13 protein-coding genes are annotated in these 14,849 nt (G+C 53.1%); 7 read left to right on the plus strand and 6 right to left on the minus strand.

Annotation, left to right across the window (positions count from 1 at the left end; translation table 11 throughout):
• The first annotated feature begins 9 nt into the window (after positions 1-9).
• Together HCH_RS24035 and lnt are read left to right on the plus strand one after the other, a co-directional pair.
• Positions 10-852: an HlyC/CorC family transporter gene (locus tag HCH_RS24035; RefSeq protein ID WP_011399087.1), complete on the plus strand. Its 843-nt coding sequence runs from the start codon at positions 10-12 to the stop codon at positions 850-852.
• Positions 849-2,390, plus strand: a complete 1,542-nt coding sequence (lnt, locus tag HCH_RS24040) for an apolipoprotein N-acyltransferase (protein ID WP_011399088.1) — start codon at positions 849-851, stop codon at positions 2,388-2,390. The genes HCH_RS24035 and lnt overlap by 4 nt, the downstream gene beginning before the upstream one ends.
• Here lnt and HCH_RS24045 read toward each other — a convergent pair.
• Positions 2,387-2,959, minus strand: coding sequence for a zinc ribbon-containing protein (locus tag HCH_RS24045; RefSeq protein WP_011399089.1), 573 nt, complete (start codon positions 2,957-2,959; stop codon positions 2,387-2,389). The two genes, lnt and HCH_RS24045, sit on opposite strands and share 4 nt — an antisense overlap.
• A 250-nt stretch (positions 2,960-3,209) precedes the next feature.
• Here HCH_RS24045 and leuS point away from each other — a divergent pair, with 250 nt between their 5' ends.
• The 5 genes from leuS (at position 3,210) to HCH_RS24070 (ending at position 8,552) form a co-directional block, all read left to right on the plus strand.
• Positions 3,210-5,795 (plus strand): leucine--tRNA ligase, encoded by a 2,586-nt coding sequence (gene leuS, locus HCH_RS24050; RefSeq protein ID WP_011399091.1) that lies wholly within the window; start codon positions 3,210-3,212, stop codon positions 5,793-5,795.
• Between the two features lie 4 nt (positions 5,796-5,799).
• Complete coding sequence (gene lptE, locus HCH_RS24055) at positions 5,800-6,321, plus strand: LPS assembly lipoprotein LptE (protein WP_011399092.1); 522 nt, start codon at positions 5,800-5,802, stop codon at positions 6,319-6,321.
• Positions 6,322-6,330: 9 nt separating this feature from the next.
• Positions 6,331-7,347 (plus strand): DNA polymerase III subunit delta, encoded by a 1,017-nt coding sequence (holA, locus tag HCH_RS24060; RefSeq protein ID WP_011399093.1) that lies wholly within the window; start codon positions 6,331-6,333, stop codon positions 7,345-7,347.
• Between the two features lie 106 nt (positions 7,348-7,453).
• Positions 7,454-7,720 (plus strand): hypothetical protein, encoded by a 267-nt coding sequence (locus tag HCH_RS24065; RefSeq protein ID WP_011399094.1) that lies wholly within the window; start codon positions 7,454-7,456, stop codon positions 7,718-7,720.
• 184 nt (positions 7,721-7,904) lie between these two features.
• The gene (locus HCH_RS24070) at positions 7,905-8,552 is read left to right on the plus strand and encodes an endonuclease (protein ID WP_041598900.1); all 648 of its coding nucleotides are present in this window, start codon (positions 7,905-7,907) and stop codon (positions 8,550-8,552) included.
• A gap of 89 nt (positions 8,553-8,641) precedes the next feature.
• Here the strand turns inward: HCH_RS24070 and HCH_RS24075 are convergent, their stop codons facing one another.
• From HCH_RS24075 to bioD, 5 genes are all read right to left on the minus strand, one after another.
• A complete protein-coding gene (locus HCH_RS24075) occupies positions 8,642-10,432 on the minus strand; it encodes an acyl-CoA dehydrogenase C-terminal domain-containing protein (RefSeq protein WP_011399096.1) in 1,791 nt (596 codons plus the stop codon).
• A 161-nt stretch (positions 10,433-10,593) separates the two neighbouring features.
• A complete protein-coding gene (locus tag HCH_RS24080) occupies positions 10,594-12,393 on the minus strand; it encodes an acyl-CoA dehydrogenase C-terminal domain-containing protein (protein ID WP_011399097.1) in 1,800 nt (599 codons plus the stop codon).
• A 377-nt stretch (positions 12,394-12,770) separates the two neighbouring features.
• Positions 12,771-13,742, minus strand: coding sequence for a putative metalloprotease CJM1_0395 family protein (locus HCH_RS33265; RefSeq protein WP_011399098.1), 972 nt, complete (start codon positions 13,740-13,742; stop codon positions 12,771-12,773).
• 47 nt (positions 13,743-13,789) lie between these two features.
• Entirely contained in the window at positions 13,790-14,038 is a 249-nt protein-coding gene (locus HCH_RS24090) for a hypothetical protein (protein WP_011399099.1), read from the minus strand.
• A 121-nt stretch (positions 14,039-14,159) separates the two neighbouring features.
• Positions 14,160-14,849: a dethiobiotin synthase gene (bioD, locus tag HCH_RS24095; RefSeq protein ID WP_011399100.1), complete on the minus strand. Its 690-nt coding sequence runs from the start codon at positions 14,847-14,849 to the stop codon at positions 14,160-14,162.

Consider the following 14,849-nt stretch of genomic DNA (forward strand, 5'->3'; position numbering starts at 1 on the left):
ACAACATCAATGAGTGACGATCATTCGGGTAGCCAGCAAATCTCTCGCTCATGGCTTGACCGTATAACCCAGGCCTTTTCCGATGAACCGCAGAACAAGGAAGAACTCCTGCAAATCATGCGGGAGGCGGAAAACCGCAACATCATAGATCCCGACTCCCTGAGCCTGATTGAAGGCGCCATGCAGGTCACAGACATGCAGGTCAGGGAAATCATGATTCCTCGCGCCCAAATGAGCGTCGTCAAGGCCTCACAAAGCCCTCAGGAATACATGGACGAGCTGCTTGAGTCCGCTCATTCCCGCTACCCCGTCATCGGCGAGTCCAAAGACGAAGTAGTGGGCATTCTGCTGGCCAAGGACTTGCTTGGACTGGCGTTGAAAAACGAACTAAACAAAAGCAAAGTTCAGGATATCCTGCGCCCTGTATGGTTTATTCCAGAAAGTAAGCGCTTGAATCAGTTGCTGAAAGAATTCAAGGAAAACCGCAATCACATGGCGATTGTGGTGGACGAGTATGGCGGTGTAGCAGGTCTGGTGACAATTGAAGACGTGCTTGAACAAATAGTAGGCGAGATCGAAGACGAACATGACTTCGACGAAGAAAGCCTTATCAAGTGCACCGGCCACAACCAATATGTCGTCAAGGCGCTGACGCCGGTGGAAGAGTTTAATGAATACTTCACCACCAAATTGGACGAAGAAGAGTTCGACACAATCGGCGGACTGGTCATCAAGCAGTTTGGCCGCCTGCCGAAACGAGGCGAAACCGTCTCCTTCCACGGCTTCGACATCAAAATACTCAATGCAGACAGCCGCCAGATTCGCCTGATTCAGGTCAGCCGCACGGCATGAAGTCCGCCTTGCTATGGAACTGGGTGGCGCCGGCCGCCGCAGGCGGGCTGTTCACTCTTTGTTTCGCCCCCTACAACCTGTGGTTCTGCGCTTTTCCCGCCGCCCTGATCTTGCTGAACGTCTTTCAGTTCGGCAAGGTCAAACAGGCCCTCGCGCAAGGCTGGGCGTTTGGCCTCGGACTGTTTGGCTCCGGCGCCTCCTGGGTTTACGTCAGCATCCATGAACACGGAAACGCCAGCGCAGTGCTGGCCTTTATCCTGACCGCCGCCTTTGTCGCGGGCATCGCTTTATTCCCTACGCTGCAATTTGCAATAACCGCCCGCCTGACCCGGAGACGCTTATCACCAAGCTTGGAAGGGCTAATTTTTATCGCTATGTGGGTTTTGTTCGAGTGGGTCAGGTCCTGGCTGCTTACAGGCTTCCCCTGGCTGCTCCTCGGCGTCGCTTTTATTGATGCGCCGTTAGCTGGCTGGGCTCCTGTCTTTGGAGTCTATGGGGTCACGCTCCTGCTACTGTTAACTTGTCACGCGTTAAGCCTAAGTTACCGCAACCGCAAATCTCCCACTGTTCTGGCTTGTAACGCGGCGCTAATTGCGGGGATTTGGGGCGGAGGCGCCTTACTGCAGCAGCTGGAATGGACAACGCCGCGAGGAGACCCCATCCAAGTCAGTATGGTGCAAGCAAACATTGCCCAAGAGGTAAAATGGCTCAGAGAGAATCGCGAGGTTATTACAGAGACCTATCTGACTCTCACCGAGCCGCTATGGGACAGTGACCTGATTATCTGGCCGGAAACCGCTCTCCCTTATTTCAGCAGCCAGGCGGGCCCACTGCTCAAACAGCTGGACAAGCAAGCCACAGAAAACAGCACTGCCTTGATGATGGGCATTCTCAGCGCGGATAGAGGTGAAGACGCCAGGATAAATGTTTACAACAGCTTTATCGCGCTGGGTCAGGGCGAAGGCGCCTACAACAAGCAAAAGCTGGTGCCATTTGGTGAGTATGTACCCTTGGAATCATGGCTGCGCGGGCTCATCGACTTCTTCAATTTGCCTATGTCCAGCATGCAAAAAGGCTCTCCAACACAAGCCCCAATTCGTTTTCGGGACGCAACCCTGATGCCTTTCATCTGCTACGAGGTCGTGTATCCGGATTTCGTTGCAAAGTTGGCGCAACAACCTGAGCTATTAGTGACGGTCAGCAATGATAGTTGGTTCGGCGCCTCTATCGGCCCGCATCAGCATCTACAAATCGCACAGATGAGAGCCCTGGAGAACGACAAGTACATGTTACGCTCCACCAATAACGGCATTACCGCCATCATTGACCCCCATGGCCGCATTGCCTCCCGGGCGCCGCAGTTTCAGGCGACAACCTTAAGTGGAACGGTAGAACTGCGCCAAGGAGCCACCCTCTTCTCACGCCTGGGGTCCTGGCCAATCCTGATCATCGCGACGCTGTTGCTGGCTGGCGCATTACTGCTGGGACGGCGCGAGCAGACTGAGGCTCCCGCCGCCGCTTTGGAACAGGCGGGCTAATCTCCGCCTTCCGAATCTCTCTCTCCTTCAAGCTCCGGCTCATAAGGCCAACGGGACGTAAGCCGTTGAAAATAGATACCCTGGCACCGGTGACAGGCGTCGATATGCGAAGTTTCCACCAAGCAAACCATTTTGCCGCACTGATCACATCTTAGGACACCAGGGCAAGCGACCTCTCCGGCAACATAGGTTCCCGGATCATGGTGTAGTTGATAGTCCAACTTTTCCAAGTCCACCAATGTCTTATCAGCGATAGACAATAACGCGTCGCCGATGCGCTGCTCAATCAGGTCAAGGTCCAGCTTCAGCCACTCGCGCAGCCCCTTGCCGGTCTCTGCGACAAAGTGGTAAAGCTCTTTCATGTCGCGTTTGACGTAGGCTTCCAGAAGATTCCATTCCTCCTTGGTCAGTTTCGCCAGCCCCTGCTCAAACTCGACAGCCTGATCAATCTCCTGCTTAATGGTCTCCCATGTCTTTACTTCAACATCAGCGAGAGATTTCTCAACGCGTTGCAGAATATTGTTGTACGCCTGCACGACATGTTCAGGCGCTTTATCCTCCTGCTTCATACCTTAACCTCCCGGATATGCGAGATCTTGTTTTCAACCCTACTCCAACCCTATCTGTAGTCAACACTATTAGGTTAGAATAAACGGCTTTCATGGCGGAAAGTCCGCCATTAACCCATTGTGTTTACACGCCCCAGCGCCTTGCCGACGCAGAGTCCATCAGTAAGGATTATGTCATGCTTGCAAGCCGACGTTTTTGATCCGGGGCGATAAACCTTAATTAAAGCGATCAGGCGACAAAAGACGACCGATGGAAGAACTGTACCACCCAAAAAAAGTTGAGCAGGAAGCGCAAAAGTTCTGGGAAGAAACCGATGCATTCAAAGTGGACGAGGAGCCAGGCAAAGAGAAGTTCTACTGCCTATCCATGTTCCCCTACCCCAGCGGCAAGCTCCACATGGGCCATGTCCGTAACTACACCATCGGCGACGTCATCTCCCGCTACCAGCGGATGCAGGGTAAGAACGTTCTCCAACCCATGGGCTGGGACGCATTCGGTCTCCCGGCGGAAAACGCAGCGCTGAAAAACAACGTCGCGCCAGCCAAGTGGACTTACGAAAACATCGCTTACATGAAAAACCAGTTGAAGCTGTTGGGCTTCGGTTATGACTGGAATCGCGAGCTGGCCACTTGCCGCCCGGAATACTACAAATGGGAGCAGTGGTTCTTCACCCGTCTTTACGAGAAAGGGCTGGTCTACAAAAAAATGTCCACGGTCAACTGGGACCCCGTGGATGAAACCGTATTGGCCAATGAGCAGGTTATTGACGGTAAAGGCTGGCGCTCCGGCGCGGTTGTGGAGCGTCGCGAAATCCCGCAATGGTTCATTAAAATCACGGATTACGCGGAGCAACTGCTCAATGATCTGGACAAGCTGGAGAATTGGCCCGAACAGGTCAAAACCATGCAGCGCAACTGGATCAACAAGTCAGAAGGGGTCGAGTTTCACTTCAAACTGAAAGATCACGATGGCGATCTGCAGGTATACACCACGCGTCCAGACACGATTATGGGCGTGACTTATGTCGCTATCGCGCCGCAACATCCGTTGGCGCTGGAAGCCGCCGCCAGTAATCCCCAGTTGGCGAAGTTCCTGGATGAGTGCAAAAACACCAAAGTCGCGGAAGCCGACATGGCCACGATGGAAAAGCGCGGCATGGACACCGGGTTCTTTGTCATCCACCCGCTTACAAATGAGCCTGCGCCAATCTGGGTCGCCAATTTCGTCTTGATGGACTACGGTTCAGGCGCTGTCATGTCTGTCCCTGGTCACGATGAGCGCGACCACGAATTTGCGCTGAAATACGGCTTGCCCATCAAGCAGGTTATTTCCGTCATCGACGCCGATGAGGTGGATATTCAGGAAAAAGCCATTACAGAAAAGGGTATCCTGGTCAACTCCGGCGAATTTACCGGCATGACTTCCCAGGAAGCTTTCGATGCGGTCGCTGAAAAACTGACCGCCATGGGAATCGGCGAGAAAAAAATCAACTATCGTCTGCGTGATTGGGGCGTATCCCGTCAGCGTTATTGGGGCGCGCCAATCCCCATGATGACGCAGGAAGATGGAACAGAAGTTCCCGTTCCTTTAGCGGACCTTCCAGTAAGGTTGCCTGAAGACGTGGAAATGGATGGCGTCAAATCCCCCATTAAAGCCGACCCTAACTGGAGCAAACGCAGCTACAACGGCCAGCCCGCCACTCAGGAAACCGACACTTTCGACACCTTCATGGAATCCTCCTGGTATTACGCGCGTTTCTGCTGCCCCAACCTGGAGTCAGCCATGCTGGACCCTGCGGCCGCCAACTACTGGTTGCCTGTAGATTATTACGTAGGCGGCATCGAGCACGCCATTTTGCACCTGCTGTACTCGCGCTTCTTCCACAAATTGTTGCGTGACGAAGGCTTGGTGGACAGTGACGAACCATTCAAGAAGCTGTTGTGCCAGGGTATGGTGATCGCGGAAACCTTCTACCGCGAAGATCCATCCAGCAAGAAAACCTATTTCAATCCCAGGGACGTTCGCGTTGAGCTCGATACCCAAGGCAATTCGCCAAAGGCGTTTCTCATCGAAGATGGTCAGCCTGTTATCATTGGACCCAAGGAGAAAATGTCCAAGTCCAAGAACAACGGCGTTGATCCGCAAGAGCTGATCGACAAGTACGGCGCCGACACCGTTCGACTGTTCACTATGTTTGCGGCCCCGCCCGAGCAATCGTTGGAGTGGTCAGAGTCCGGCGTTGAAGGACAACATCGCTTCCTGCGCCGCCTGTGGAAACTGGTGCATACGCACGTTGAAAAGAAAGGAGCTGCGCCGCTGAATGTGGCCGAGCTGAACGAGACCCAGCGCACACTGCGCCGCAAAACTCATGAAACCATCAAGAAGATGACCGATGAGTTCAATCACCGCATGGCGATCAACACTGGCATCGCTATGGTGATGGAACTGTTGAATGAGTTAAGCCGTTTTGAAGATGACTCCCCCCAAGGTTTGGCGGTTGTGCAGGAGGCGCTTGAAACAGCAGTGCTGGTGTTGGCTCCGATTGTTCCCCACATCAGCCACGGCCTGTGGCGCGAGCTGGGACATGAGGACGTCGTCATGAACGCCCCCTGGCCGCAACTGGATGAAAAAGCGCTGGAGAAAGACAGCATCGAACTGGTCGTTCAGGTGAACGGAAAACTGCGCGCGCGTATTCAGGCGGCGGCAAGCGCCAACAAAGATGAGCTGGAGAAACTGGCGTTCGATGATGAAAACGTTCAACGTTTCATGGAAGACAAAACCGTCGTTAAAGTCATCGTCGTACCAGGAAAACTGGTCAACATCGTGGTGAAGTAAAGCGATGCATATCGGTATCAGACTAATGCTGGCGGGGATTGTCAGCGTTCTCGTCAGCGCCTGCGGCTTTCATTTGCGCGGTCAGATGGAGCTATCCCCTTCCCTCCAGGCGCTCAATCTGAGCTGCCCGGAGGGCGACGCCAGGGTGCTTTGCGGACAAATTCGCGAGCGCCTGCAGAAAGCTTCCGTTCAAGTCAGCGATGGTGGAGCGGATGCACCCACCCTGGCGATAGGCGGCATTGAAAATAGCCGTCGCGCCGTCAGTTTGGACAGCAGCGCCAACGCCGCAGAATATGAGCTTTCCCGCAAAGTCACTTTCAGCCTGACTGACGCTCAGGGAGAATCGTTGATTCAAACAACGTCGCTACAGCAATTCCAGTCTTACCAATATGACAAACTCAGCGTACTTGGCAAAGAAAAGGAAGAGAACAGCATCCGCGACGATCTGGACAAGTTACTCGCCACGGAAATACTCAATCGTCTGGCGGTATATAGCGAGCAAGCTTCGGCGCCGGCGGCGAACTGAGTCTTTCTCATGCGCATCAAACCGGAGCAGCTGCAAAGTAACCTGAACAAACATCCCCCCGCCGTATTTGTGGTGAGCGGGGATGAACCACTGTTGCGTCAGGAAGCCTGCGACGAGATACGCGCATTCAGCCGTAAACAGGGATTCAGCGAGCGCATCGTCTTTCACGCTCCCAAAAACTTCGACTGGAGCGCTCTTGACGAGCACACTCAGTCTTTCTCCCTCTTTGGCGAGAAGAAGTTACTTGAAGTTCACTTGGACAGTCTGCCAAACGATGGCGGCAAAAAACGGCTCGCCGCCTTTAGCGAAAACCCACCTGAAGACTGCCTGATGCTGATTATCAGTGATCGCATTGAGTCCTCCACCCTTAATACAAAGTGGTTCAAGTCAATTGAGACACATAGTCTTCACGTTCAGGTATGGCCGGTCAGTCATGATCAACTGCCCAACTGGATAAATCAGCGCCTGCACAAATTAGGATTCACCCCTACATCCGGCGCAGTGAAAGCATTATGCGATCATGTTGAGGGCAATTTACTGGCGGCCCGACAGGAGATGGAGAAACTGCGTCTATTGTCCGACGACGCCAATCTGGACGAAGAGCAAGTCCTGCGCGGCATATCCAACAGCAACAAGTTCACCGTGTTTAATCTGGTGGACGCCTGTCTGGAGCGAAACCCGAAGCAAGCGCTGAAAGTCCTGCAAACTCTGCAGGCGGAATCCTTCGAGCCCAGCATAGTACTTTGGTCATTGGCCCGCGAAGTGCGACTGCTCGCCAAACTCTACAAACACTCGCAAACCTCCCAGGGCTTGGAGCAGGCGCTGCAGAAAGAGAGGGTTTTCAAGAATCGCTGGACCTTATACAAACGCTTTATACCTCGCTTTAACGCAGCCCGACTGCGAAACATCCACCAAGCCTGTCAGGCCGCTGACAGGTCCATAAAGGGCTTGGATAGTACTCCTGTTTGGTCTACCCTGACTTACGCCGCGTTGGAGCTGGCGGGCGCAGGATTATCTGCTTCCTGACCGAAAATCCGTCACTGAAAAGCCACCCCAGGTTGATGCAGATCAACCATTTAACGCCGTTGCTGTCTATGATTAATGGAACTTAAATCATCGGGAGAGATGAAGCATGAGCACACTGCAAGACGAAATCAAAAGACTTAAAGACTCACTCAAGCAGGAAAGGGACGAGTTACGGCTACAGCTGAATCTGGCCAAGGCGGAAGTCCGGGACGAGTGGGAGGATCTTGAAAAAGAGTGGGATAAGTTTGTCGGCAAACTGCAGCAGGCAGGCCAGGAAGCGGGCCAAACTGGCAAGGAAATCAGTGAAACCGCAAAAAAAATGGGCGAAGAGTTACGTAGCGGCTATCAACGAATCAAAGATCGCCTCAAGTAACCCTGCCGGGGTTAACGCCCTGCGCTTAGTCGCCCCACCGACCCCCTATCATCGGAAGCGGGCCTGTTTACACTGTACTTTGCTGACAATTTGTAATATAGGTGTAAATGGGTCCGCTTAGCCCTGACCATGTCAACGGCCCTGCGTATCACCGAATAAAAACAATCAGATTACGGATCCGCAAATGAGGAACACAGTCACCGTCCTACTGGGTGTTTTCATGGCGGGCTTGCTTAACGTCACCCATGCCCAGACCAAATTCAATGATCCCAAGCAGACACTCAAGGAAGAATTCTGGGGCAAGCTTTATGCCGATGGCGGCAAGACTTTCTTTTGCAAAAAAGAGTTCAGCAAGAAAAGTATTCTGGTCACCGAAAGTTATATCTATTCGTCGCTTTGGATCAGAGACAATCTGGAGTGCGGCACACCCCGACAATGCAGGGAGAACAACGAGGCATATCGCCGCATGGCGTCTGATCTGCACAACATCTATCCGGAAGACGCCCGTTTTGAACTGGAGCGCCGTGCAGCCAAATTCGAAGAGTTAGGCAATGAAGTCAAAGCCGACGAGTGCGGCATCCGCCAGGTATTCGGCATTATCGATCCTCCTGACGATATAAAAGGCGACATTGCTCGAAGCCTTCTCTATATGCACACGACTTACAATCTGCCTTTATACGGCAACCTGGACCAATTAAAGCGCTGGTCCCGCGCCGATCCTCCTACCCCGGAGGAGATCGCTCGAGATATACAGATTCGCGAGCTGCAGGGCAACAGCAACCCCTTTATCACCCATCCCGAGTCCGCCGACCGAGTCACGCTGAATCGCTGATTTTCTTTACAGCCAAGGCTCGTAATTGCATTCAGACAGCCACAAAAAAGCCCGCTAAGCGGGCTTCTTAAGTTATTTCTCAGAGCAACTTAGAACTGTTCTACATCAAGCGCCATCATATCGCTGCTACCGGACTTGATGGACTCAGCCAGAGACACAGTACGCGGCAGAAGGCGACGGAAGTAAAAACGAGCGGTTTTCAGCTTGGCGTCATAGAAACCAGAGCTGTCGCCAGCCTGTTTCTCAATCGCCACTTTCGCCATCATCGCCCAGACATGCGCAAATGCTGCATAGCCGAACAGATCCAGATACTCAACACTGGCCGCGCCGACAGCGTTAGGATCCTGCTCGACCGTCTCCAGCACATACTCCGTCACATCTGACAGACGTTCAAAGACAGCCGCCAGCGGTTCTACAAACTCCTGCAGCTCACTGCGGTCCCGGTTGGCTTCAATAAAGTCGGCCACTTCGCCAGCGTATAACTCGACGAATTTGCCGCCATTCATAGCCACTTTACGCCCCATCAGGTCAAGCGCCTGAATGCCATTAGTGCCTTCGTAAATCTGCGCAATGCGCACATCGCGCACCAACTGCTCCTGCCCCCATTCACGGATGTAGCCATGGCCGCCAAAGACCTGCTGGCCAAGCACAGTGCTATCCAGACCACGATCCGTCAAAAACGCCTTGGCGACTGGCGTCAACAGAGCCACCATCGCTTCAGCATGCTGCTTGGCGGTAGCGTCGTCGGAGTACTTGGAGATATCCAGATACTTCGCTACATAGGTGGAGAACGCCCGGCTGCCTTCAATCAGGGCGCGCATGGTCATTAACATTCTGCGTACATCTGGATGCACAATAATAGGATCAGCCGCTTTGTCCTTAGCGACCACACCGGTGGCGGAACGCCCTTGGATACGGTCTTTCGCATACTCAACCGCATTTTGATAGGAACGCTCCGCCGCCGCCAAACCTTGCACGCCAACGCCAAGGCGCTCATAGTTCATCATGGTGAACATACAGGCCAGCCCCTTGTTCGGCTCGCCGACCAACCAACCTTGCGCGCCATCAAAGTTCATCACACAGGTAGCAGAAGCTTTAATGCCCATTTTGTGTTCGATCGAACCGCAAAACACTGGGTTGCGCTCACCAACGCCACCTTCTTCAGTAACTTTGAATTTAGGCGCCAGAAACAGGGAGATACCTCTTGAACCTGCTGGAGCGTCAGGCAATTTCGCCAGCACCAAGTGAATGATGTTTTCACTTAGGTCATGCTCACCGCCAGTAATAAAAATCTTTGTGCCAGTGATAGCGTAAGAACCGTCGCCATTAGGCTCGGCTTTGGTTCTGATAATGCCAAGATCCGTTCCCGAGTGCGGCTCAGTCAAACACATGGAGCCCGCCCATACGCCTGAATATAGATTCGGCAAATAAGTTTGCTTCAACTCTTCGCTTGCGTGAGCGTCAATCGCCAGACAAGCGCCAGCTGTCAACATGGGGTACAAACCAAAAGAAATATTCGCGGATTGCACCATCTCTTCAACCTGGGCGCCCAACATCTTCGGCATGCCCATGCCACCGAAGTCGGGGTTGCCGCCCAACCCGCACCAACCGCCTTCGATAAAGGTGTTATAGGCCTCTTTAAAGCCCTTGGGCGTTGTCACGACTCCCTCATTCCATTGGCAACCTTCTTCATCTCCGCTCCGGTTGAGGGGCGCCAGCAAAGAGGAGGCTATTTTGGCGGCCTCTTCCAGGATGGCGTCCGCAGTATCCGGGTCAACAGTGTCGCGCGCGCCCGGCAAGCTGAGCCAAAGTTTATCGGCTTCAAACACTTCTTTGAGTAGAAACTGCATGTCACGAAGCGGCGCAGAATAATCAGCCATGGTTACTCCCTCGAGCTAAATCGCTTTGTCTGAATGAATGTCTTTCTGTTTGTGCTTATTGTCGCGCTATTATCTGGCTATTACGAATCCGGCCACATACCGGTTCGCATCGATATGTAAAAAAGCCCGCAACAGCGGGCTTATTTTGTCCCTACACGGAATCAGAACGCAAAGTTTTCCACTTCCATATCCATCATGCAGCCAGCGCCGTTGAGCGCGGACTGGGCATGAGACAGGGTACGGGGCAGGATGCGTTTGAAGTAGAAACGCGCAGTTTGCAGTTTGGCTGTGTAGAAACCAGTTTCTGTGGTTCCTTCCGCCAGCTTCTGCTGCGCCACCAGCGCCATACGCGCCCAGAAATAGGCCAGTACGGCATAGCCGGAGTACATCAGATAGTCAACGGAGGCGGCGCCTACTTCGTCGCGGTTCTTCATCGCAGCCATACCGATCTTCATAGTGAGGTCTCCCCACTCTTTGTTCAGCTTGGCCAGCGGCTCAACAAACTCGTTCATATCCGCATTTTCCGCCTGCTCTTTGCAGAATACGTGCACCAGCTTGGTGAAGCGCTTCAGAGATTCACCCTGAGTCATCAAGATTTTACGACCCAGCAGGTCAAGCGCCTGAATGCCAGTGGTGCCCTCGTACATCAATGCGATACGAGTATCACGAACGATCTGCTCCATACCCCACTCGGAGATAAAGCCATGACCGCCATAAACCTGCATCCCCAAATTAGCGGATTCATAACCGATTTCGGTCAGGAACGCTTTAGCGATTGGAGTCAGGAAACCCATCAACTCGTCTGCTTCATTGCGAACTTCTTCAGTAGCGCCATGGTGAACGAAATCGCCTTGCACTGCTGTGTAATAAATCAGTGCGCGTGAACCTTCAGTAAACGCCTTTTGCGTCAACAACATACGACGTACGTCAGGGTGTACGATAATGGGGTCGGCAGGACCGTTCGGGTTCTTCACGCCGGACAGAGAACGCATCGCCAAACGATCTTTTGCATAGGTCAAAGCGCCTTGGAAGGACAGCTCGGATGCACTCAAACCTTGAATGGCAGTTCCCAGACGAGCAAAGTTCATGAAGGTGAACATGCACGCCAAGCCTTTGTTCTCTGGTCCGATCAGGTAACCTTTGGCGCCATCGAAATTCATGACGCACGTAGAGTTGCCATGAATCCCCATTTTATGTTCGATAGAACCGCAAGTAACACTGTTACGCTCGCCCAGGCTACCGTCTTCATTAACCAGGAACTTAGGAACGATGAACAGGGAAATGCCCTTGGTGCCTTGCGGTGCGTCTGGCAAACGCGCCAAACAGATATGGACGATGTTTTCCGCCATGTCGTGTTCGCCAGCGGAAATAAAAATCTTGGTTCCAGTGATGCTGTAGCTGCCATCTGCATTCGGCTCAGCTTTAGAGCGCAGAATACCCAGATCGGAACCGCAATGCGGTTCAGTCAGACACATAGTGCCAGTCCATTCGCCGCTAACCAGTTTAGGCAGGTACATCGCCTTCTGCTCTTCAGAGCCATGCAGGATGACGGTGTTAACCGCGCCATGACTCAAACCTGGGTACATACCCCAAGCCCAGTTGGATGAACCAACCATTTCACTCATAACCAGACCGAGAGACTCGGGCAGACCTTGGCCGCCGAAATCTTCTGGCGCAGTCATTGAAGGCCAGCCGCCTTCCACGTATTGCTGATAAGCTTCTTTGAAGCCGGTGGGGGTGGTTACGCCGTCTTCGCTCCAGGTACAACCTTCCTCGTCTCCCACCCGGTTAAGGGGAGACAAGACCTGCTCACAGAACTTTGCTCCTTCCTGGATTATTGCGTCCACCATGTCTGGGGTCGTCATTTCCGCACTCGGTAATTCCCTGTAATGAGACTGCACATTCAACAGTTCATCCATCACAAACCTGATATCGCGTAAAGGAGCTTTATATTCCGGCATAACGTTTACCTCAATCTCTACTCGGCGCAGCAACACGAGGCCGCTACCTTTTTATTCCATGTTCTGGATTTTTTTCACAGTGAGCCACAATACTCACCGATATATCAAACAAGTGTTTGAAACATACGTTTGCTTACGGTGATTGTCAAGAACGATTAGAGTTAAAGTTCCAATTTTTAATAGCCGTTCGTCAAAGGGTACGCAACAATACTTATCATGGTTTTTTAATCTTTTAAAAAACAAATACTTATGCGTTACAAAAACCGACTTGGCACCCAACGCCAGAAGTGATGAATGGGTAAAATTTTGTAAGTGAAGGCCTTTGCCTAAGCGGCGCAAACAAACGCCGGACAAGGTTAAGAATCAGTAAAGAAGGTTTAGATCACTTCGTCTAATTGAATGCTGGGCTGTAATCCCTGCTCGAAAGCTTGTCCTATACGGATCAAGTCAAGATAGGTGCGAATGGCTTCGCTTTCACGCTCACTGGAAGAACCGCGACTCTCCTCCTGCTGCCGCTGCTCACGTTCCTGTTGTTGTTCAGCCTGCAACTCCGCGCGCTCATCCGCCTGTTGCTGTACAAGCTCGGAACGCGCCTGCAAAATGGCCTGAGTCGCACGCGCAGCGACAGAGCGGTCCTGAGTAGAAGGCTCCGCCGGCGCCAACGCCGCTCTTCGAACCTGCTCCATTTTCCTTATAGTGGCCTCAGGGTTCCCAGGCACTAACGACACATCAATCGGCACTTCACCGCCAACAGCGTAGGAGCGTCCATCCGGCCCACGGGAATAGGAATATTGGGGAGCGCCCGCATAGAGACCGCCAACAGACACGTGCGCCTGCTCATGCTGCCGCACTTCAAGATCCCGTCGCGCCAATTGGGAGATTGCTGCTAAATCACTTTCACTCAGCCCACCACCAGAGTCGTCAGGGGCCGAGCGCCTGGGCTGCTCAGCCTGGCTCGACGCTGCAGGCGCTCCATCTTCACCGCCTCTTTCCTGGATAGCTCCAGACCCCCCTTCAACCGCTTCTCCACCATCACCATTATTTGGCGATACAGGCGCGGTCTGTACAGCAGGTGCTTCTTGACCAGTAACCACCACCGCCCCATCCTCCTCCGTAGTTGTGGGCTGGACTACCTGAGGCGTCACGCTTGAGGTTTGCGCAAAGCGATTGTAGATAACAGTAGGAAAAGAGTTGGAGGAGGAAGAAGAAGCGCTGGGCTCCAATGGTTGCACCGGCGGCAGGGTGGATTCCAGGTCAGAAATAGAGACAGCCGAGCTGCTCACCTTCGTGGGAGGCGAGTATGGGGTAACAGAACTGATGGCGGGTTGTCCCGCTCCGGCTATCTGCACCTTATGCTCCCGTTAACCTCGCTAAACCCTGTTGCGGCCGCAACTATTCAGGCTTTGATATCCAGCAGCGTTCCCAGGGTTTCGTCGGCGGTTTTAATGACTTTCGCCGAAGCTTTAACGCCATTCTCGTACAACTTAAGGTCCACAATGGACTCCACAGCATCGTCTACTGTGCGCAGTTCACCGGACTCTTCGACGGGTTGTCCTACTTTGGCGATTTCAGTCGCCGCTTTTTCCATCCCTTGGAGATTTTGCTTTACACCCTGCACTCCGCTTTGCAAAACGCTTGAAATCATCGCATTACCACTCGGCGATCAGACTAACTCAACTTTGATTGTACCCACCAATTCGTTTAATTTTCAACCAGCGGTAAAGTTTCTTCACAATCTTGCAACCCAAACGCGATTCCTGTCGGGTCTATACTTCAAACAATGGAGCCAGCCGCAAGGCGGTCTGAACACTGGGACTGTCCGGCGCCTCAGCTCTGGGAACGACGCCCAGGCAGGGTGCGGATATTCTTGCGCTCAGCGTCTCGAGATTATCCGACAATTGGGGCATGGTTTCCTCCGAGACCTGATTCGCCACCCATCCCGCCAGCTTCAAACGGCGACCACGCAGCGCTTCTACTGTCAGCAAGGCGTGATTGATACAGCCCAAACGCATGCCCACCACGAGAATGACAGGAATATCCAACATCGCGGCGAGGTCACTTAAATATTCCCGCGGATTCAACGGCGTCAACCAGCCGCCAGCGCCCTCCACCAAAGAAAAGTCATGCGGCGTCATCAAGGCGCCTCGACACAATCCGACCAAGCGAGGAGCTGATAATGTTCGCCCCGCCTGCTGCGCAGCAATATGGGGCGCAATCGCAGGCTCTAGAGCAACCGGATTTACTTGAGCGTAAGGAAGCTTCACCGTGGCGTACTGCTGTAATGCTAATGCGTCTTCATTTCGAAGCCCTTCAGGCGTCTGCTCGCACCCGGACGCCACCGGCTTCAATCCTAGCGTACGCTTCCCCATCGCCGCCGCCGCGTGCAGTAACGCAGCGGAGACAAAAGTCTTACCAACTTCAGTATCTGTCCCGGTTACAAAAAACGTTTTAGCCAT

It is taken from the genome of Hahella chejuensis KCTC 2396 (assembly GCF_000012985.1).
Lineage (GTDB): Bacteria > Pseudomonadota > Gammaproteobacteria > Pseudomonadales > Oleiphilaceae > Hahella > Hahella chejuensis.